The sequence below is a fragment of the Pseudomonas sp. MPC6 genome (assembly GCF_006094435.1).
Lineage (GTDB): Bacteria > Pseudomonadota > Gammaproteobacteria > Pseudomonadales > Pseudomonadaceae > Aquipseudomonas.
On the sequence record NZ_CP034783.1, the window covers coordinates 1,282,656 to 1,301,966 of the forward strand.

Genomic DNA, 19,311 nt, shown 5'->3' on the forward strand with positions numbered 1-19,311 from the left:
ACCCATGGACGACACGTGCTGTCTGGTGCCGCGCGTTATCGTTAACGTCCATCGCGAGCGAGCTCGCTCCTACAGAGGTGATCGTGTGACGCTGCCAGCAGCGCTGCTTAGTTGTGAGCGTGCAGCGCTTCGTTCAGTTCGATGGCCGATTTGTGGGTTTTGCATTCCACGGCACCGGTCTGCGAATTGCGGCGGAACAGCAGGTCCGATTGGCCGGCCAGTTCACGGGCTTTCACCACTTTGACCAGCGCGTTGTGCTCGTCCAGCAAAGCCACCTTGGTCCCGGCGGTGATGTACAGGCCCGATTCAACGGTGTTGCGGTCGCCCAACGGAATACCGATACCGGCGTTGGCGCCGATCAGGCAGCCTTCGCCGACCTTGATCACGATGTTACCGCCGCCCGACAGGGTGCCCATGGTCGAGCAACCGCCGCCCAGGTCCGAGCCCTTGCCGACGAATACGCCCGCGGAAACACGGCCTTCGATCATGCCCGGGCCTTCGGTGCCGGCGTTGAAGTTGACGAAACCTTCGTGCATCACGGTGGTGCCTTCGCCGACATAGGCGCCCAGGCGCAGACGTGCCGCATCAGCGATACGCACACCGGCCGGCACCACGTAGTCGGTCATTTTCGGGAACTTGTCCACCGAGAACACTTCCAGCAGCTCGCCACGCAGGCGGGCTTCCAGTTGACGCTCGGCCAGTTCGGCCAGGTCGATGGCGCCCTGGCTGGTCCACGCCACGTTCGGCAGCAACGGGAAAATCCCGGTGAGGTTCAAACCGTGCGGCTTGACCAGGCGATGGGACAGCAAGTGCAGCTTGAGATAAGCCTCAGGCGTGGAAGACAGTGGCGCATCTTCGGCCAGAACGGTGGCGACCAGCGGCTTGTGGCTTTCGGCCAGACGGGTGAGCAGGGCGGCCTGGACAGCGTCGACGCCTTTGAGCGCGTCGGCCAGTTGCGAAGCCTGAGCGAGGGTGAAGGTGATGGCCTGGTTGCCTTCGGTGTAGCCCAGAATGGGCGCAATGGCGGCGACCAGTTCGGCCGACGGGTTGAGCAGTGGCTGCGCGTAAAACACTTCCAGCCATGCGCCTTGACGGTTTTGAGTGCCGACACCAAAGGCCAGGCTGAACAGGGTAGTGGACATGTAAATACCTCTAACAAAATTGAACGGGCTGCCTTACTTGAGTGCTGCCGCGTAGATATCTGGCTTGAAGCCAATCAGGGTTCGGTCACCGAGATCGAGCACCGGGCGCTTGATCATCGAAGGTTGTGCGAGCATCAGTTCGATGGCTTTGCGCTGGTCGAGATCGGCTTTGCGTTCGTCGTCGAGCTTGCGAAAGGTCGTGCCTGCACGGTTCAACACCACTTGCCAGCCGTGCTCGTCGCACCATTGGGTCAGGTGTTCACGGTCGATTCCGGCCGTTTTGTAATCATGGAAGTCATAGCTGACAGCGTGTTCATCAAGCCAGGTGCGCGCCTTTTTCATGGTGTCGCAGGCTTTGATGCCGAAAAGGTGCAACGTTTTACTTGAAACGGTCAAGGAATTGCCCCCTTTGCAGGTGCTGGAAATTAAAGGTGGAGGATTATGCCATGGAAGCGCAAACCCTGTGGGAGCGAGCTTGCTCGCGATAGCGGAGGGCCTGTCGACATAGATGCTGAATGTTATGCCGCAATCGCGAGCAAGCTCGCTCCCACAAGGGAATACGCTGGTTCGTGAACCCGGTGCTACATAGGTACAAGGGTCAGGGATCCGACCAAGCAGCTAATATGCCACTTCAATACTGTCGATTTTTCGGGAACCACGCTTTATGCAAACCGCCTACACCGTCCTGATCCTGTTGATGCTGGTCAGCGTTTCACGCCTTGTCGGACGGGTGATTCCGTTACCGTTGCCACTGGTGCAAATCGCCGCGGGTGCCTTGTTGGCCTGGCCGACCCTCGGGCTGCATGTGGCGCTGGATCCCGAATTGTTTCTTTTTCTGTTCCTGCCGCCGCTGCTGTTTTCCGACGGTTGGCGCATGCCCAAGCGAGAGTTGTGGCGTTTGCGCGGACCGATCCTGACCCTGGCCGTCGGCCTGGTGCTGTTCACCGTGGTCGGTGCCGGCTATTTCATTCATTGGTTATTGCCGAGTGTTCCGCTGCCGGTGGCGTTTGCCTTGGCGGCGGTGCTGTCGCCGACGGATGCCGTGGCGGTGTCGGCGATTGCCCAGAACCGCTTGCCGACACCCCTGATGCATATGCTGCAGGGCGAAGCGCTGATGAACGATGCCTCGGGCCTTGTGACCTTCAAGTTTGCCTTGGCGGCGGCGGTGACGGGCGTGTTCTCGCTGGCCAACGCCAGTGTGACCTTTGTCCTGGTCGCGGTCGGCGGCCTGGCGGTCGGGGTGGCGCTGAGCTGGCTGGTGGGGCGCTTGCGGTCCTGGATGATCGCCCGTGGCTGGGATGACCCGGCGACGCACGTGGTGTTCATGTTGCTGCTGCCGTTTGCGGCGTATGTGCTGGCCGAGCGACTGGGTGCATCGGGCATCCTGTCGGCGGTGGCGGCGGGGATGATGCAGAGCTGGCTCGATCTGCTGCCGCGCCAGACCAGTACCCGCCTGCTCAATCGCAGCGTCTGGTCGTTGCTGGAATTTGCCTTCAATGGCCTGATCTTCCTGCTACTGGGCCTGCAATTGCCGGACATCATCAAGGCCGTGGCCAGCCATGAAACCTCGTTGTGGCCGACATTGCTCTACCGCTGCCTGGACGTGGTGGCGATTTTCCTGGTGCTGCTGGTGTTGCGGTTTATCTGGGTGCAGAGCATCTGGCGCTTGTCGGTTCTGCTACGACGCTGGCGCGGCAAGGGTGCAATGACCCAGGTGCCGACGGCGCGCTCGTGCTGGTTGCTGACGGTTGGCGGCGTGCGCGGTGCGGTGACGCTGGCGGGTGTGATGTCTGTGCCGCTGTTGATGGGGGCCGAGGCCTTTCCTGAGCGGGATCTGCTGATTTTCATCGCGGCCGGGGTGATCTTGCTGTCGCTGATTGCGGCGTGTATCGCTTTGCCGCTGTTGCTGCGCGGTATCGAGAAAAGCCCGGACGACAAGCGTCGCAATGAAGTGCGCGACGCCTGGCGCAAAACTGCCGAGGCCGCCATCCATGCGCTCGAAGCCGAAGAAGCCAATCCCCAGGATGCGGCGCAGGCCGCGCTGGCGGTAGAACTCAAGGCGCGGATCATGTCCGAGTATCGGCAACAGCTGGAGGTGTTCAACGATTCGGCGGAAGCCCAGGCGCTGGCGTTTCAGATGGATTTGCTTGAGCGGCGGCTACGCTTGAAGGCGCTGCGGGCGCAACGCCTTGAACTGTATAGCCTGAGCCGTCAGCACCAGATTGGCGATGACGTATTGCGGGAGGTGCTGGCTGACCTGGACTTGAGCGAAGCCAATCTCGGCCAGGTGAAATGACCCCTGGATTTTGTAGGAGCGAGCTTGCTCGCGATGGACTCAATAGCGCCGCTGTTAACCAGTAAACACGCGTTATCGTTAACGACCATCGCGAGCAAGCTCGCTCCTACAGCGGAGCGTATTCGGTAGGGCAAGCTTCTTTCTTACCGGCGCTGGATAAAGGCGCGGATCCGCTCTGCGGCTTCAACACATTCGGCCAGCGGCGCAACCAGTGCCATGCGCACTCGTCCGGCACCCGGATTGGTCCCCTCGACGTCGCGGGACAGATAGGAACCCGGCACCACGGTCACGTGTTCTTCAACGAACAGATCACGGCAGAATGCCTCGTCATCGCCTGCAACGTTCGGCCACAAATAGAAGCCGCCGTCCGGGCGCTGTACATCCATCACCGGGCTGAGGATCTCAAGTACCGCGTCATATTTCTCGCGATACAGCGCACGGTTGGCGCGCACATGCACTTCATCATTCCAGGCAGCGACGCTGGCCAGTTGGGTCTGAACCGGCATCGCGCAGCCGTGGTAGGTGCGATACAGCAGGAAGCCCTTGAGAATGTCGGCGTCACCGGCGACGAAGCCCGAACGCAGGCCCGGCAGGTTGGAGCGCTTGGACAGGCTGTGGAACACCACGCAACGCTTGAAATCCTTGCGGCCCAGTTCCACACAGGCGCTGAGCAGACCGGCCGGCGGGGTCTGTTCGTCGAAGTACAGTTCGCTGTAGCACTCGTCCGCGGCGATCACGAAGTCGTGTTCGTCGGCCAGGGCGATCAGTTTTTTCAGGGTCTCGACCGGAATCAGCGCACCGGTGGGGTTGCCCGGCGAGCACAGGAACAGGATCTGGCAGCGTTTCCAGATGTCCGGGGAGACGGCATCGAAATCCGGGTTGAAGCCGTTTTCATCCAGGCACGGCAGGTAGTGCGGCTTGGCCCCGGCGAGGAACGCCGCGCCTTCGTAGATCTGATAGAAAGGATTCGGGCTGACCACCAGGGCGTCGTCGCCACGGTTGACCACGGTCTGGGTGAAGGCAAACAGCGCTTCACGGGTGCCGTTGACCGGCAGCACGTTGCGCGCCGGGTCGAGCCAGCCGCTCGGGACGCCGAAGCGGCGCTCGCACCAGGCCGCGATGGCCTCACGCAGGGCGGGGATGCCCAGGGTGGTCGGGTAGACGGCCATTTGATCCAGGTTGCTGGCCAGGGCTTCGGCGACAAAGCTCGGCGAACGGTGCTTCGGCTCGCCGATGGACAGCGCGACAGGGCGCTTGTCAGGGTTTGGCGTGACGCTGCCGAGCAGGGCGCGGAGCTTCTCGAACGGGTAGGGCTGCAACTGGTTCAGAGCGTTGTTCATCGGTAGATCTCGTTCGGTTTGGGCAAACCCCCTGTAGGAGCTGGCTTGCCAGCGAAGCGGTGGGTCAGTCGACACATTCATCGACTGAGCGGACGTCTTCGCCGGCAAGCCAGCGCCTACACAGTGGGCAGGCAATTTGTTGATTCAGATACTCAAGCGCGACAGTTTGATTTCGGATTCCTGGTTGACCGTCAGCTGTTCGACGATCGCATCCTGCAAACGGCTGCACAGCAACGGGTCGGACAACGGCTGGTTGTTCGCATCGGTGATGAAGAACACGTCTTCCACGCGCTCGCCCAGGGTGGCGATCTTGGCGTTCTGCAGCGACAGGTCGAATTCCAGGAATATCGTGCCGATCCGAGCGAGCAAGCCCGGGCGATCCGGGGCGCTGAGCTCCAGCACGGTGACCGGACGCTGGGCGTCGTTGTGGATCGTCACCTGCGGCGCAAACGCGAAATGCTTGAGCTGGCGCGGCACCCGACGCTGAATGATGGTCGGGTAGTCGTCCGGATTGCGCAGGGCTTCGGTCAGGCCGTCACGGATCTGTTTGACCCGCGCCGGATTATCGCCGATCGAGTCGCCGTCGGTATCGAGCACGATGTAGGTGTCGAGGGTGAACTGGCTGCTGGAGGTGATGACCCGGGCGTCGTGGATGTTCAGGTTGAGCTGGTCCATCGCGGCCACGGTCACGGCGAAGAAGTCGTGCTGGTCCGGGGCGTAGATGAAGATCTGCGTGCCGCCCTCGAACTCGCGCTGGGTGGTTTCCTTGATCAGCACCAGTGGCCCGCCGTCGGCCGGCTGCTGGAGGATCGCATCACTGTGCCAGGCCACATCGCCGGCGGTGTGCCGCAGGAAGTAGTCGTCGCCCAGTTGCGACCAGAGTTGCTCGACGTCGTCCGGATCGGTGCCGCCGCGCACCAGGATGTCCAGGGCGGCGCTCTGGGTCTGGCGGATCTGTTCTTCGCGGTCCACCGGGTTTTCCAGGCCACGGCGCAAGGCCCGCTTGGTCTCGGTGTAGAGCTGGCGCAACAGGCTGGCGCGCCAGGAGTTCCATAGCGTCGGGTTGGTTGCGTTGATGTCGGCGACGGTCAGTACATACAGATAATCGAGGTGGGTTTCGTCGCCGACGGTCTGCGCGAAATCGTGGATCACCTGCGGGTCGGACAAATCCTTGCGCTGGGCGGTGGTCGACATCACCAGATGATTCTGCACCAGCCAGACGATCAGGCGGCTGTCCCAGGCCGGCAGCTGATGGCGCTGGCAAAAGGCTTCGGCATCCACCGCGCCGATTTCCGAATGGTCGCCATGCCGGCCCTTGCCGATGTCGTGGTACAGCCCGGCCAGGTAGATCAGCTCCGGCTTGGGCAGCTTGCCCATGAGCTTGCTGGCCAACGGGAATTTTTCCGACACCTGGGTGTACTGCAACTTACGCAGGTGCTTGATCAGGTTCAGGGTGTGGGCGTCGACCGTATAAATGTGAAACAGGTCGTGCTGCATCTGCCCGACAATGAATCCGAACTCCGGCAGATAGCGGCCGAGGATGCCGTAGCGGTTCATCCGGCGCAGGTTGCGATGGATGCCGATCTTGCACTTGAACAGTTCGATGAACAGGCTGGTGTTGCGAATGTCGTTGCGAAAATCGTCGTCGATCAGGTGCCGGTGTTCGCGCAGCAGGCGAATGGTGTCGGCGCGCACGCCCTTGATTTCCGGTTGCTGCGCCATCAGCACGAAGATTTCGAGCATGGCGAAAGGCGTACGACGGAATACGTTGTCGTTGCGCGCCTCGATATAACCGTCGTGCAGCTGGAATCGCGAGTTGATCGGTTGCGGCGGCGTCTGGTCTTGCGGCGCGAGAATGACTTCTTCGAAGTGCTGGATGATCAGGTCGCTGAGCTGGGCAATGCTCATGACCACCCGGTAATACTGCTGCATGAAGTTTTCGATGGCTTGCTTGGCGTCATCGCCCTGGAAGCCCAGCAGCCCGGCAATGGTGCGCTGGTGATCGAACAGCAAGCGGTCTTCGGAGCGGCCGGCGAGCATGTGCAACGCGTAACGAACCTTCCACAGGAATTCCTGGGAGGAGGCCAGCAGGGCATTTTCGCTCTCGACCAGGAAACCTTCCCCGGCCAGCGCCCGCAGGTTCAGGGTGCCGTATTCGCGACGGGCCACCCACAGGATGGTCTGGATGTCCCGCAGGCCGCCGGGCGAACCTTTGACGTTGGGTTCCAGGTTGTATTCGGTGTCGTTGTACTTGTGGTGCCGGGCCTTTTGCTCGGCGCGCTTGGCCAGGAAGAAGTCTTTGCTCGGCCACATGTGCGCGGTGCTGGTAACGTCCAGCATGCGCTGGCGCAGGCGCTCGGGGCCGCAAATGGTGCGGCTTTCCATCAGGTTGGTGACGACCGTCAGGTCGGCGCGGGCCTCAATGGCACACTCGTCGACCGAGCGCACGCTCTGACCGACTTCCAGGCCGATGTCCCACAGCAGCGTCAGAAAACGCTCGATGGAATCCCGGAAAATCTCATGATCGGCGCTGTCCAGCAGGATCAGCAGGTCGATATCGGAAAAGGGGTGCAGCTCACCACGACCGTAGCCGCCGACCGCGACCAGCGCGATGTCGGCGTCTTCGCTCCAGTCGAACTGTTCCCAGGCCTTTTGCAGGATGTTATCGACGAACCAGGCGCGATCCTCGATCAGCCGGCGAATCTCCCGGCCGCCGCGAAAGCGCCCGTCGAGCACCTCGCGGGCCTGGCGGATCGCCTTCTTGAAGGCCGCGATCGGGCTTGCCTTCAGGGCCAGTTCCGCCTGGAACTGGCCTCGGTCGAAGAGTTCTGGATCCACCTGCGGCATCGATTGGCTTTCCTGTCTATAAAAGGCTGGGACCTGCGCGCTCTGGATCAGGCCGAAACGCGCGGGATGGTGTCGTCGGCGCGCAAGGTGAAGATTTCGTAACCGGTTTCGGTCACCAGCAAGGTGTGTTCCCACTGCGCCGACAGCTTGCGGTCCTTGGTGATCGCGGTCCAGCCGTCGCCCAGCACCTTGGTGTCGGCCTTGCCCTGGTTGATCATCGGCTCGATGGTGAAGGTCATGCCAGCCTTGAGTTCCATGCCGGTGCCGGCACGGCCGTAGTGCAGGATCTGCGGTTCTTCATGGAAGACCTTGCCGATGCCGTGGCCACAGAACTCGCGGACCACCGAGAAACCATTCTTTTCAGCGTGTTTCTGGATGATTTCACCGATGTCGCCCAGGCGGCAGCCGGGCTTGACGATTTCGATGGCCTTGTACATGCATTCCTGGGTCACCTGCGACAGGCGCTCGGCCCAGACCGGCACGGTGCCGACGTGGAACATGCGGCTGGTATCGCCGTGAAAGCCATCCTTGATCACGGTGACGTCGATGTTCAGGGTGTCGCCATCCTTCAACGGCTTTTCGTTCGGGATGCCGTGGCAGACCACGTGGTTGATCGAGGTGCAGATCGACTTCGGGTAGCCCTTGTAATTGAGCGGGGCAGGGATGGCCTTCTGCTCGTTGACGATGTAGTCGTGGCAGATGCGGTCCAGCTCTTCGGTGGTGATGCCCGGTTTGACATGTTCGGCAATCATTTCCAGCACATCGGCGGCCAGTTTGCCGGCGACACGCATTTTGGCGATGTCCTCCGGGGTTTTGAGGGTGACGGTCATACAGGCTCTCTCTGCGCTCGATGGCGCTTGCTAAAACAAAATGGGCGTTGCGCGATCGATGCCGCGGCCCTGAAAAACCCGATTCTATCAGACGAACAGGGCAAATCTGAGCCTCTGTGCGTCGCTTCTCTCTTATAGCAGGGTGCATTCCTGGCGAATTGCAGGGTGCGCCAGAAAAGCCTCGGTCAGGAATTCAGAATCCGGGTTCCGTTTTTTTGCGCCTTGTGGTATAAAATGCGCCGCTTTCCGGGGATCCCCTGGGAAGCCTAAATCCACACACGTGTCGACACGATGACCTGGGTGCCTGAAGCGTAATGCTGCTGGTTGGTCATTGGGATACGTGGAGGCCAAACCCGACTTATTAAGGAACTATCATGTCCCAAGTCAACATGCGCGATATGCTGAAGGCCGGTGTGCACTTCGGTCACCAGACCCGTTACTGGAACCCGAAAATGGGTAAATACATTTTCGGCGCGCGTAACAAGATCCACATCATCAACCTTGAAAAAACCCTGCCAATGTTCAACGAAGCTCTGACTTTCGTAGAGCGTCTGGCCCAGGGCAAAAACAAGATTCTGTTCGTCGGCACCAAGCGTTCCGCTGGCAAGATCGTTGCTGAAGAAGCAGCACGTTGCGGTTCGCCGTACGTCGATCACCGCTGGTTGGGCGGCATGCTGACCAACTTCAAAACCATCCGTGCTTCCATCAAGCGTCTGCGTGACCTTGAAGTGCAAGCCGAAGACGGTACTTTCGCCAAGCTGACCAAGAAAGAAGCGCTGATGCGCACTCGCGATCTTGAGAAGCTCGATCGTTCCCTGGGTGGTATCAAGGACATGGGCGGTCTGCCAGACGCTCTGTTCGTTATCGACGTTGATCACGAGCGCATCGCGATCACCGAAGCCAACAAGCTGGGCATCCCGGTTATCGGCGTAGTCGATACCAACAGCAGCCCGGAAGGCGTTGACTACATCATCCCAGGCAACGATGACGCAATCCGCGCTATCCAGCTGTACATGGGTTCGATGGCTGACGCAGTCATCCGTGGTCGCAACCACGTTGCTGGCGGTACCGAGCAGTTCGTTGAAGAAGCTCCGGCAGCTGCAGCTGAGTAATTGACGCCTTGGCGTTGACTCAGTAAGCAAAAAGGGGGCTTGGCCCCCTTTTTGCCACCTCGAAAACCGTTTGTCGGCGCCCACATGTGGCAGCGCAACATAGCGACTGTAACGTGCAGCGGCCTACAACGGAGATTCGGGAAGAATTGATCGCCCGTTTGATCGGGTGGAATGGTTGAAAACCTATCCAAGAGGATTTTGAAATGGCAGAGATTACTGCAGCGTTGGTCAAAGAACTGCGTGAGCGTACCGGCGAAGGCATGATGGATTGCAAAAAGGCCTTGACCAAGGCCGGCGGCGACATCGAAAAAGCCATTGATGACATGCGTGCTTCCGGCGCCATCAAGGCTGCCAAAAAAGCTGGCAACGTTGCCGCTGAAGGCGCGATCGCTCTTAAAGAAGACGGTAAATCCGCCGTTCTGCTGGAAGTGAACTCGCAGACCGACTTCCTGGCTCTGCAGGACGACTTCAAGGCATTTGTTGCTGCAAGCGTTGAAAAAGCGTTTGCTGACAAGCTGACCGATGTCGCTCCGCTGATCGAAGCTCAAGAAGCCGATCGTCTGGTTCTGGTCGGCAAGGTTGGCGAAAACGTCAACATCCGTCGCCTGGCACGCGTTGAAGGTGATGTTGTCGGTGGTTACCTGCACGGCAACAAGATCGGTGTTGCGGTTGTTCTGAAGGGCGGCAGCGTTGAGCTGGCCAAGGACATCGCTATGCACGTAGCAGCCACCAACCCTGAATTCCTGCTGCCATCGGAAGTTTCCGCTGAAGCGGTCGAGCGTGAGAAGGGCGTGTTCCTGACCCTGAACGCCGACAAGATCGCTGGCAAGCCAGAAAACATCGTTGAAAACATGGTCAAAGGCCGTATCAGCAAGTTCCTGGCTGAAGCGAGCCTGGTTGAGCAGGCGTTCGTCAAGAACCCTGAAATCAAGGTTGGTGAACTGGCGAAGAAAGCCGGTGCCGAAATCGTTTCTTTCACCTACTTCAAAGTAGGCGAAGGCATCGAGAAGCCGGTCGACAACTTCGCTGAAGAAGTTGCTGCCCAGCTGGCCGCCGCCAAGCAATAAGACAGTCCTCAACTGTCGCCCTGAAGAGGCTGCCCGCTCACGCGCGCAGCCTCTTTTCAGATGGGGTGCCCAATTTTAATTGGTTTCCCCCTGGAACTGGCTTACAAAGCCATGTTCCGATGGCGCTGAAGCAGCGTCACGCTAGAGTGAACGCCGGCTGTAAACAGCGGGCAAAGAATTTTTTAAAATACGCCGCAGGAGAGATTCGCAATGGCTCAGCAGGGCAGTGGTTATCAGGCTCGCTATAAACGCATTCTACTCAAGCTTAGCGGCGAGGCCCTGATGGGCTCGGAAGAGTTCGGGATCGATCCGAAAGTTCTGGATCGCATGGCGCTGGAAGTCGGCCAGCTGGTCGGCATCGGTGTTCAGGTCGGTCTGGTGATCGGTGGTGGTAACCTGTTTCGCGGTGCGGCGCTGAGCGCGGCCGGCATGGATCGGGTCACTGGCGACCACATGGGCATGCTGGCCACTGTGATGAATGCCTTGGCCATGCGTGATGCGCTGGAGCGTGCCAATATCTCCGCCATCGTGATGTCGGCCATTTCCATGGTTGGTGTGACCGATCACTATGATCGCCGCAAAGCCATGCGCCACCTGAACGCCAAGGAGGTTGTGATTTTCGCGGCGGGTACGGGTAACCCGTTCTTCACCACGGATTCGGCAGCCTGCCTGCGTGCAATCGAAATCGATGCCGATGTGGTGCTCAAGGCAACCAAGGTCGATGGCGTCTACACTGCGGACCCATTCAAGGACCCGCATGCCGAGAAGTTCGATCATCTGACGTACGATGAAGTGCTGGATCGCAAGCTGGGCGTGATGGACCTGACGGCCATTTGCCTGTGCCGCGACCACAAGATGCCGTTGCGCGTATTTAACATGAACAAGCCCGGCGCCCTGCTGAACATCGTGCATGGCGGCGCTGAAGGGACCCTGATCGAGGAAGGCCAACAATGATCAACGAAATCAAGAAAGACGCTCAAGAGCGCATGAAAAAATCCGTGGAATCGCTGGCGCACAACTTCGGCCGTATTCGTACCGGCCAGGCGCACCCAAGCATTCTTGAAGGCGTGATGGTGCCGTATTACGGTTCCGACACCCCGATCAAGCAAGTGGCGAACATCACCGTCAAGGACGCCCGTACCCTGCAAGTCGTTGCCTTTGAGCGCAACATGCTGGGTGCTGTCGACAAAGCCATCGGTAGCGCAGGTCTGAACCTCAACCCGACCAACCTGGGTGAGTTGCTGCTGATCTCCATGCCGGCCCTGACCGAAGAAACCCGCAAGGGCTTCACCAAGCAGGCGCGCGATGTCGCTGAAGACGCTCGTGTTGCCGTGCGCAACATCCGTCGTGATGCGAATAGCCAGCTCAAGGATCTGGTCAAGGAAAAAGAAATCAGCGAAGACGAAGAGCGTCGCGCCACTGGCGAGATCGATGATCTGACCAAAAAGTACGTGGCTGAAATCGACGCGAATCTGGCGCAGAAAGAAAAAGACCTGATGGCCGTATAAGGGTCGCGTTGTCATGGATAAGATCAAGCAGAGTGCGCCGACCGCGGTGCCGCGCCATGTCGCGATCATCATGGATGGTAATAATCGCTGGGCGAAAAAACGCTTTATGCCGGGTGTCGCCGGTCATAAAGCGGGGGTGGATGCCGTTCGGGCAGTGATCGAGGTCTGTGCCGAGGCCAAGGTCGAGGTATTGACGCTGTTTGCCTTCTCCAGTGAGAACTGGCAGCGTCCGGCCGCCGAGGTCAGTGCCTTGATGGATCTGTTCTTCAGGGCGCTGCGGCGTGAAGCCAAGCGCCTGAACGAGAACAACATCAGTTTGCGCATCATTGGCGACCGTTCGCGTTTTCACCCAGAGTTGCAGGCTGCCATGCGTGAGGCCGAGGCCATGACGGTGGGCGCCAATCGCTTCATCCTGCAGATCGCCGCCAACTACGGCGGTCAGTGGGATATCGCGCAAGCCGCGCAACGTCTGGCGCGGGAAGTTCAGGCCGGGCATCTGCAGCCGGAAGACATTACCCCGGAACTGTTGCAAACCTGTCTGGTCACCGGTGACCTGCCGTTGCCGGACTTGTGCATCCGTACCGGTGGCGAGCATCGCATCAGTAACTTCCTGCTGTGGCAACTGGCTTACGCCGAGTTGTACTTCTCCGACCTGTTCTGGCCGGACTTCAAACACGATGCCATGCGTAACGCGCTGGCCGATTACGCTTCTCGCCAGCGCCGCTTCGGTAAAACGAGCGAGCAGGTCGAGGCTGGAGCCCGGGTTTAATGCTTAAACAACGAATCATCACCGCACTGATCCTGCTACCGATTGCGTTGTGCGGGTTTTTCCTGCTTGAAGGCAGCGGTTTTGCCCTGTTCATCGGGCTGGTCGTGACCCTCGGAGCCTGGGAATGGGCACGCCTGGCGGGCTTCACCGAGCAGCCGATCCGCGTCGGCTATGCGGCGGTGGTCGCATTGATGCTGTTTATCATGCATATCCTGCCGGGGCTGGCACCGTGGGTGTTGGGCGCTTCGGTGCTCTGGTGGGGGGTTGCGACCTGGCTGGTCCTGACTTACCCGCGCTCCAGCGAACATTGGGCCAGCGCTGCCTGCAAGCTGGTGATCGGTCTGCTGATTTTGTTGCCGGCCTGGCAAGGTCTGGTCCAGATCAAGCAGGAGCCCCTGGGTAACTGGCTGATCATGGCGGTGATGGTGCTGGTCTGGGGCGCCGATATCGGGGCTTACTTTTCCGGTCGGGCGTTCGGCAAGCGCAAGCTGGCCCCCCAGGTCAGTCCCGGCAAAAGCTGGGAAGGCGTGTATGGCGGGTTGGCGGCGAGCCTGGTGATCACGGCGATCGTCGGGATCGTTCGCGACTGGAGTGTCGCCCAGATGCTGATCGGTCTGATCTGCGCCGCCGTGATCGTGTTTATCTCGGTGGTGGGTGACCTCACCGAAAGCATGTTCAAGCGTCAATCCGGGATCAAGGACAGCAGCAACCTGCTGCCGGGTCACGGCGGGGTGCTCGATCGCATCGACAGTCTTACGGCGGCGATTCCAGTGTTTGCCGTATTGCTGTGGATGGCCGCACCGTGAGCCGCCCACAGCAGATTACCGTACTGGGGGCGACCGGTTCGATCGGTTTGAGCACGCTCGACGTCATTGCGCGTCACCCTGAGCGTTATCAAGTGTTCGCCTTGAGCGGCTTCACCCGCCTGAGTGAGTTGCGGGCGCTGTGCGTGCGTCATGCGCCGCGGTTTGCCGTGGTGCCCGAGGCGAGCGCTGCCCGAGGCTTGCAGGACGACTTGCACGCGGCGGGCCTGTCGACCCGTGTGCTGGTGGGGGAGGAGGGGTTGTGCCAGGTGGCGGCCGATCCTGAAGTGGATGCCGTGATGGCCGCTATCGTCGGTGCGGCGGGCTTGCGTCCGACCCTGGCGGCCGTCGAAGCCGGCAAGAAAATCCTCCTGGCCAACAAAGAAGCGCTGGTGATGTCCGGCGCGCTGTTCATGCAGGCCGTGCGTAAAAGCGGTTCGGTGCTGTTGCCGATCGACAGTGAGCACAACGCGATTTTCCAGTGCATGCCAGGGGATTTTGCCCGTGGCCTGGGGGCCGTCGGCGTGCGTCGGATTTTGCTGACAGCTTCGGGTGGTCCGTTCCGACAGACACCTATGGCTGAGTTGGTGCATGTCACCCCCGATCAGGCGTGTGCCCATCCGAACTGGTCCATGGGGCGCAAGATCTCGGTGGATTCGGCCAGCATGATGAACAAGGGGCTCGAATTGATCGAGGCCTGCTGGCTGTTCGATGCCAAGCCATCCCAGGTCGAGGTGGTGATTCACCCGCAGAGCGTGATTCATTCGCTGGTCGATTACATCGACGGTTCGGTATTGGCCCAGCTGGGCAATCCGGACATGCGTACGCCCATCGCCAATGCACTGGCCTGGCCGGAGCGGATCGACTCGGGCGTGCCGCCGCTGGATCTGTTTGCCATCGCGCGTCTGGATTTCCAGGCACCCGATGAACATCGCTTCCCTTGCCTGCGCCTTGCGCGTCAGGCGGCCGAAGCGGGTAACAGTGCGCCGGCCATGCTCAATGCGGCGAATGAAGTGGCGGTCGCGGCCTTTCTCGACGGACGGGTTCGTTACCCGGAAATCGCGAGTATCATCGAGGAAGTGTTGAATCTCGAGCCGGTGGTTGCGGTGGACGATCTCGACGCGGTGTTTACGGCGGACACCAAGGCCCGTGAGCTGGCCGGGCAATGGTTGAGTCGTCACGGGCGGTAAGTGCTGCAATACGTTGGCCCATGCAGCAACGAACAGGATTGCGGAGAAAGTAGATGAGCGCGCTCTATATGATTGTCGGCACCCTGGTAGCGCTGGGCGTGCTGGTCACCTTCCACGAATTCGGCCATTTCTGGGTCGCGCGTCGCTGTGGGGTCAAAGTGCTGCGCTTTTCCGTGGGCTTCGGCATGCCACTGCTGCGCTGGCACGACAAGCAAGGCACCGAATTCGTGATCGCCGCCATCCCGCTGGGCGGCTATGTGAAGATGCTCGACGAACGCGAAGGCGAAGTGCCTGCCGAGCAGATCGAGCAATCCTTCAATCGCAAATCGGTCCGTCAACGCATCGCTATCGTCGCGGCCGGCCCGATTGCCAACTTTCTGCTGGCGATGGTCTTTTTCTGGGTGCTCGCGATGCTTGGCAGCGAGCAGGTGCGACCGGTCATCGGTGCCGTCGAGTCCGGCAGTATCGCCGCCAAGGCCGGCCTGAGCGCCGGTCAGGAAATCATTGCCATCGATGGCGAGCCCACGTCCGGCTGGGCGGCGGTGAATCTGCAGCTGGTGCGTCGTCTGGGCGAAAGCGGTGCCCTGCAGTTGCTGGTTCGCGATCAGGGCTCCACGGCCGAATCGCCTCGTGAGCTGGTGCTGGACAAATGGCTCAAGGGTGCCGATGAACCGGACCCGATTCGCTCGCTGGGCATTCGCCCCTGGCGTCCGGCCCTGCCACCGGTGCTGGCCGAACTCGATCCAAAAGGCCCGGCCCAGGCTGCCGGCCTGAAGACCGGCGATCGATTGATCGCCCTGGATGGCAAGGCATTGGACGACTGGCAGCAGGTGGTCGATACCGTCCGCCTGCGCCCCGATAGCAAAATCATCCTGCGCATCGAGCGCGACGCGGCTCAACTCGACATCCCGGTGACGCTGGCCGCGCGTGGCGAGAAGAAGGCGCCCAGTGGTTATCTGGGGGCAGGGGTGAAGGCAGTCGACTGGCCGCCGGAGATGATTCGCGAGGTCAGTTACGGTCCCGTGGCAGCGATCGGGGAGGGTGCTCGACGCACCTGGACCATGAGTGTGCTGACCCTCGATTCGCTGAAGAAAATGTTGTTCGGCGAGCTCTCGGTAAAAAACTTGAGTGGACCGATAACCATTGCTAAAGTGGCGGGCGCTTCTGCCCAGTCGGGTGTCGCTGATTTCCTGAATTTCCTTGCTTATCTGAGTATTAGCCTGGGGGTTCTGAATTTGTTGCCCATTCCTGTACTGGATGGGGGGCATCTGTTGTTTTATCTGATCGAGTGGGTGCGTGGTCGCCCCTTGTCGGATCGGGTGCAGGGTTGGGGGATACAGATCGGTATCAGTTTGGTGGTCGGGGTGATGTTGCTTGCTCTGGTCAATGATCTGGGTCGACTGTAACGCTTCGCTGAATTGCGAATCTGCCGCATTTTGCGGCAGTTTGTTTATTGCCAGTTGGAATAAGAAAGGACTTCATGAAACGTCTGCTGCTAACTGCGGTTCTCACCGTATTGATGATCGCCGAAGTTCACGCCGAGTCCTTCACCATCTCTGATATTCGCGTCAATGGCCTCCAGCGGGTCTCCGCGGGGAGTGTCTTTGGTGCCTTGCCGTTGAACGTCGGTGAAAAGGCGGACGATCGTCGCCTGGTGGAATCCACTCGTGCGCTGTTCAAAACCGGTTTCTTTCAGGATATCCAGTTGGGTCGCGACGGCAACGTCCTGGTCATCACGGTCGTCGAGCGACCCTCGGTCGCCAGTATCGAGATCGAGGGCAACAAAGCGATCTCCACTGAAGACCTGATGAAGGGCCTCAAACAATCCGGTCTGGCCGAAGGCGAGATCTTCCAGCGCGCCACCCTCGAAGGTGTGCGTAACGAACTGCAGCGCCAGTACGTCGCTCAGGGTCGCTACTCGGCCACTGTCGACACCGAAGTGGTGCCGCAGCCGCGTAACCGCGTTGCGCTGAAGGTCAACATCAACGAAGGCACCGTCGCCGCTATCCAGCACATCAACGTGGTGGGTAACACGGTCTTCGCCGACGAAGACCTGATCGACCTGTTCGAACTCAAGACCAGCAACTGGTTGTCGTTCTTCAAGAACGACGACAAGTACGCTCGTGAAAAACTGTCCGGTGACCTCGAGCGCCTGCGCTCCTACTACCTGGACCGTGGCTATATCAACATGGATATCGCTTCGACCCAGGTGTCCATCACCCCGGACAAGAAACATGTCTATATCACCGTCAACGTCAACGAAGGCGAGAAGTACACCGTTCGTGACGTCAAGCTGAGCGGCGACCTGAAAGTCCCTGAAGACCAGGTCAAGTCCCTGTTGCTGGTGCAGAAAGGCCAGGTGTTCTCGCGCAAGCTGATGACCACCACCTCGGAACTGATCACCCGCCGCCTCGGTAACGAGGGTTACACCTTCGCCAACGTCAACGGCGTGCCTCAGCCTCACGAAGACGATCACACGGTAGACATCACGTTCGCCGTCGATCCGGGCAAGCGTGCCTACGTCAACCGTATCAACTTCCGTGGCAACACCAAGTCGGAAGACGAAGTGCTGCGCCGCGAAATGCGTCAGCTGGAAGGCGGCTGGGCTTCGACCTACCTGATCGACCAGTCCAAGACCCGTCTTGAGCGCCTGGGCTTCTTCAAGGAAGTCAACGTTGAAACCCCGGCCGTACCGGGCGTCGACGACCAGGTTGATGTGAACTACAGCGTGGAAGAGCAAGCCTCTGGTTCGATCACCGCCAGCGTCGGTTTCGCCCAGAGCGCCGGTCTGATCCTCGGTGGTTCGATTACCCAGAACAACTTCCTCGGTACCGGTAACAAGGTCAGCATCGGCCTGACCCGCAGTGAATACCAGAGCCGCTATAACTTTGGTTATGTCGACCCCTACTGGACGGCTGATGGCGTGAGCCTGGGCTACAACGCGTTCTACCGCACCACCGACTACAAAGACCTCGATGTCGACGTAGCCAGCTATGCCGTAGACAGCCTGGGTGCTGGCGTGAGCGTCGGCTACCCGATCAGCGAAACGTCGCGCCTGACCTTCGGCCTGACGGCGCAACAAGACAAGATCAAGACGGGCGTCTACACCGTTGACGAGATCTTCGACTTCGTGAACAAGGAAGGCGACAACTACCTGAACTTCAAGGCCTCGGCCGGCTGGTCCGAATCCACCCTGAACAAGGGCGTACTCGCTACCCGTGGCCGTTCCCAGAGCCTGGTGCTGGAAACCACCACCCCTGGCAGCGACCTGTCGTTCTTCAAGCTCGATTACCGTGGCCAGCTGTTCCAGCCATTGAGCGAGAACTACACCATGCGCCTGCACACCGAATTGGGTTATGGCGACGGTTACGGTTCGACCGATGGCTTGCCATTCTATGAAAACTACTATGCTGGTGGTTTCAACTCGGTGCGTGGCTTCAAGGACAGTACGTTGGGTCCACGCAGTACGCCTAGCCGTGGTACAAACCCGGGTACATTGGCCGATCCGGACCAGGATCCGCTGCCGTTTGGTGGCAACGTCCTGATCCAGGGCGGTGTGGAGCTTCTGTTCCCGCTGCCGTTCGTCAAGGATCAACGTTCCCTGCGCACGTCGGTATTCTGGGATGTGGGTAACGTCTTCGACTCGAAATGCGAAGACACCACCAACGCAAACGGTTCGTCGTCCAATACCAAGTGCAACGATATCAGTCTGAGCAACATGGCCAGTTCCGTCGGTGTCGGCGTGACCTGGGTCACCGCACTGGGTCCTCTGAGCTTCGCGTTGGCCATGCCGGTCAAGAAACCGGATGACGCTGAGACTCAAGTGTTCCAATTCTCCCTCGGCCAGACGTTCTAAGCGTCTGACCCAAGATAACGACAATGGATTTTGTAGGAGTGCATCGTGCGTAAGTTGACTCAATTGGTTCTCCTGGCGACCGTACTGGTAGCAGGTCCGGCTTTTGCCGACATGAAAATCGCCGTTCTGAACTATCAGATGGCGCTGTTGGAATCCGACGCGGCCAAGAAATACGCCGTGGATGCGGAGAAAAAATTCGGTCCCCAGCTGTCCAAGCTCAAGACCCTGGAAAGCAGTGCCAAGGGCATCCAGGATCGTCTGATGGCGGGCGGCGACAAGATGCAGCAAGGCGAGCGTGAGCGCTTGGAACTCGAGTTCAAGCAAAAGGCTCGTGACTTCCAGTTCCAGTCCAAGGAGCTGAACGAAGCCAAGGCTGTTGCCGACCGTGAAATGCTGAAGCAGCTCAAGCCGAAACTGGACAGCGCTGTGGAAGAAGTCATCAAGAAAGGTGCTTTTGACCTGGTCTTCGAGCGTGGCGCAGTGATTGATGTCAAGCCTCAGTACGACATCACTCGCCAGGTTATCGAGCGCATGAATCAGCTGAAGTAATC

The 19,311-nt window shown here is 59.8% G+C and carries 16 protein-coding genes; 11 read left to right on the top strand and 5 right to left on the bottom strand.

What is annotated here, in order from left to right:
* Window positions 1–107: 107 nt before the first annotated feature.
* The gene (dapD, locus tag ELQ88_RS07940) at window positions 108–1,142 is read right to left on the bottom strand and encodes a 2,3,4,5-tetrahydropyridine-2,6-dicarboxylate N-succinyltransferase (protein WP_138964470.1); all 1,035 of its coding nucleotides are present in this window, start codon (window positions 1,140–1,142) and stop codon (window positions 108–110) included.
* Between the two features lie 33 nt (window positions 1,143–1,175).
* Window positions 1,176–1,538 carry an ArsC family reductase gene (locus ELQ88_RS07945; RefSeq protein WP_064676097.1) on the bottom strand — a complete coding sequence of 121 codons (363 nt, stop codon included), beginning with the start codon at window positions 1,536–1,538 and terminating at the stop codon, window positions 1,176–1,178.
* A 268-nt stretch (window positions 1,539–1,806) separates the two neighbouring features.
* Here ELQ88_RS07945 and ELQ88_RS07950 point away from each other — a divergent pair, with 268 nt between their 5' ends.
* Entirely contained in the window at window positions 1,807–3,438 is a 1,632-nt protein-coding gene (locus ELQ88_RS07950) for a Na+/H+ antiporter (protein WP_138964472.1), read from the top strand.
* A 143-nt stretch (window positions 3,439–3,581) separates the two neighbouring features.
* On the opposite strand, the gene dapC is transcribed toward ELQ88_RS07950, so the two are convergent.
* The 3 genes from dapC to map all read right to left on the bottom strand — a co-directional run bounded on the left by dapC (window position 3,582) and on the right by map (window position 8,455).
* The gene (gene dapC / locus ELQ88_RS07960; RefSeq protein WP_128872775.1) at window positions 3,582–4,778 is read right to left on the bottom strand and encodes a succinyldiaminopimelate transaminase; all 1,197 of its coding nucleotides are present in this window, start codon (window positions 4,776–4,778) and stop codon (window positions 3,582–3,584) included.
* 144 nt (window positions 4,779–4,922) lie between these two features.
* Entirely contained in the window at window positions 4,923–7,625 is a 2,703-nt protein-coding gene (locus tag ELQ88_RS07965) for a [protein-PII] uridylyltransferase (protein WP_128872776.1), read from the bottom strand.
* A gap of 47 nt (window positions 7,626–7,672) precedes the next feature.
* Window positions 7,673–8,455, bottom strand: a complete 783-nt coding sequence (map, locus tag ELQ88_RS07970; protein WP_128872777.1) for a type I methionyl aminopeptidase — start codon at window positions 8,453–8,455, stop codon at window positions 7,673–7,675.
* Between the two features lie 374 nt (window positions 8,456–8,829).
* Here map and rpsB point away from each other — a divergent pair, with 374 nt between their 5' ends.
* The 10 genes from rpsB to ELQ88_RS08020 all read left to right on the top strand — a co-directional run bounded on the left by rpsB (window position 8,830) and on the right by ELQ88_RS08020 (window position 19,309).
* Window positions 8,830–9,567: a 30S ribosomal protein S2 gene (gene rpsB / locus ELQ88_RS07975; RefSeq protein ID WP_007907989.1), complete on the top strand. Its 738-nt coding sequence runs from the start codon at window positions 8,830–8,832 to the stop codon at window positions 9,565–9,567.
* 203 nt (window positions 9,568–9,770) lie between these two features.
* Window positions 9,771–10,634, top strand: coding sequence for a translation elongation factor Ts (gene tsf, locus ELQ88_RS07980; RefSeq protein WP_128872778.1), 864 nt, complete (start codon window positions 9,771–9,773; stop codon window positions 10,632–10,634).
* 210 nt (window positions 10,635–10,844) lie between these two features.
* Window positions 10,845–11,588, top strand: coding sequence for a UMP kinase (gene pyrH / locus ELQ88_RS07985; protein ID WP_003172271.1), 744 nt, complete (start codon window positions 10,845–10,847; stop codon window positions 11,586–11,588).
* The gene (gene frr, locus ELQ88_RS07990) at window positions 11,585–12,142 is read left to right on the top strand and encodes a ribosome recycling factor (RefSeq protein ID WP_007907979.1); all 558 of its coding nucleotides are present in this window, start codon (window positions 11,585–11,587) and stop codon (window positions 12,140–12,142) included. The genes pyrH and frr overlap by 4 nt, the downstream gene beginning before the upstream one ends.
* A gap of 13 nt (window positions 12,143–12,155) precedes the next feature.
* A complete protein-coding gene (uppS, locus tag ELQ88_RS07995) occupies window positions 12,156–12,911 on the top strand; it encodes a polyprenyl diphosphate synthase (RefSeq protein WP_128872779.1) in 756 nt (251 codons plus the stop codon).
* The gene (locus ELQ88_RS08000; RefSeq protein ID WP_138964476.1) at window positions 12,911–13,717 is read left to right on the top strand and encodes a phosphatidate cytidylyltransferase; all 807 of its coding nucleotides are present in this window, start codon (window positions 12,911–12,913) and stop codon (window positions 13,715–13,717) included. The genes uppS and ELQ88_RS08000 overlap by 1 nt, the downstream gene beginning before the upstream one ends.
* The gene (gene ispC / locus ELQ88_RS08005; RefSeq protein WP_138964478.1) at window positions 13,714–14,904 is read left to right on the top strand and encodes a 1-deoxy-D-xylulose-5-phosphate reductoisomerase; all 1,191 of its coding nucleotides are present in this window, start codon (window positions 13,714–13,716) and stop codon (window positions 14,902–14,904) included. Before ELQ88_RS08000 ends, ispC begins: the two co-directional genes overlap by 4 nt.
* 53 nt (window positions 14,905–14,957) lie before the next feature.
* A complete protein-coding gene (gene rseP / locus ELQ88_RS08010; RefSeq protein WP_138964480.1) occupies window positions 14,958–16,310 on the top strand; it encodes a sigma E protease regulator RseP in 1,353 nt (450 codons plus the stop codon).
* Between the two features lie 74 nt (window positions 16,311–16,384).
* Window positions 16,385–18,760 carry an outer membrane protein assembly factor BamA gene (bamA, locus tag ELQ88_RS08015; RefSeq protein ID WP_138964482.1) on the top strand — a complete coding sequence of 792 codons (2,376 nt, stop codon included), beginning with the start codon at window positions 16,385–16,387 and terminating at the stop codon, window positions 18,758–18,760.
* A 45-nt stretch (window positions 18,761–18,805) separates the two neighbouring features.
* A complete protein-coding gene (locus ELQ88_RS08020; protein WP_010462812.1) occupies window positions 18,806–19,309 on the top strand; it encodes an OmpH family outer membrane protein in 504 nt (167 codons plus the stop codon).
* Window positions 19,310–19,311 lie beyond the last annotated feature (2 nt).

What these genes read in the sequence shown, in the direction of transcription:
- dapD (WP_138964470.1), bottom strand. Translation starts at nt 1,142, where the DNA reads ATGTCCACTACCCTGTTCAGCCTGGCCTTTGGTGTCGGCACTCAAAAC.
- ELQ88_RS07950 (WP_138964472.1), top strand. Translation starts at nt 1,807, where the DNA reads ATGCAAACCGCCTACACCGTCCTGATCCTGTTGATGCTGGTCAGCGTT.
- dapC (WP_128872775.1), bottom strand. Translation starts at nt 4,778, where the DNA reads ATGAACAACGCTCTGAACCAGTTGCAGCCCTACCCGTTCGAGAAGCTC.
- ELQ88_RS07965 (WP_128872776.1), bottom strand. Translation starts at nt 7,625, where the DNA reads ATGCCGCAGGTGGATCCAGAACTCTTCGACCGAGGCCAGTTCCAGGCG.
- map (WP_128872777.1), bottom strand. Translation starts at nt 8,455, where the DNA reads ATGACCGTCACCCTCAAAACCCCGGAGGACATCGCCAAAATGCGTGTC.
- rpsB (WP_007907989.1), top strand. Translation starts at nt 8,830, where the DNA reads ATGTCCCAAGTCAACATGCGCGATATGCTGAAGGCCGGTGTGCACTTC.
- tsf (WP_128872778.1), top strand. Translation starts at nt 9,771, where the DNA reads ATGGCAGAGATTACTGCAGCGTTGGTCAAAGAACTGCGTGAGCGTACC.
- pyrH (WP_003172271.1), top strand. Translation starts at nt 10,845, where the DNA reads ATGGCTCAGCAGGGCAGTGGTTATCAGGCTCGCTATAAACGCATTCTA.
- frr (WP_007907979.1), top strand. Translation starts at nt 11,585, where the DNA reads ATGATCAACGAAATCAAGAAAGACGCTCAAGAGCGCATGAAAAAATCC.
- uppS (WP_128872779.1), top strand. Translation starts at nt 12,156, where the DNA reads ATGGATAAGATCAAGCAGAGTGCGCCGACCGCGGTGCCGCGCCATGTC.
- ELQ88_RS08000 (WP_138964476.1), top strand. Translation starts at nt 12,911, where the DNA reads ATGCTTAAACAACGAATCATCACCGCACTGATCCTGCTACCGATTGCG.
- rseP (WP_138964480.1), top strand. Translation starts at nt 14,958, where the DNA reads ATGAGCGCGCTCTATATGATTGTCGGCACCCTGGTAGCGCTGGGCGTG.
- bamA (WP_138964482.1), top strand. Translation starts at nt 16,385, where the DNA reads ATGAAACGTCTGCTGCTAACTGCGGTTCTCACCGTATTGATGATCGCC.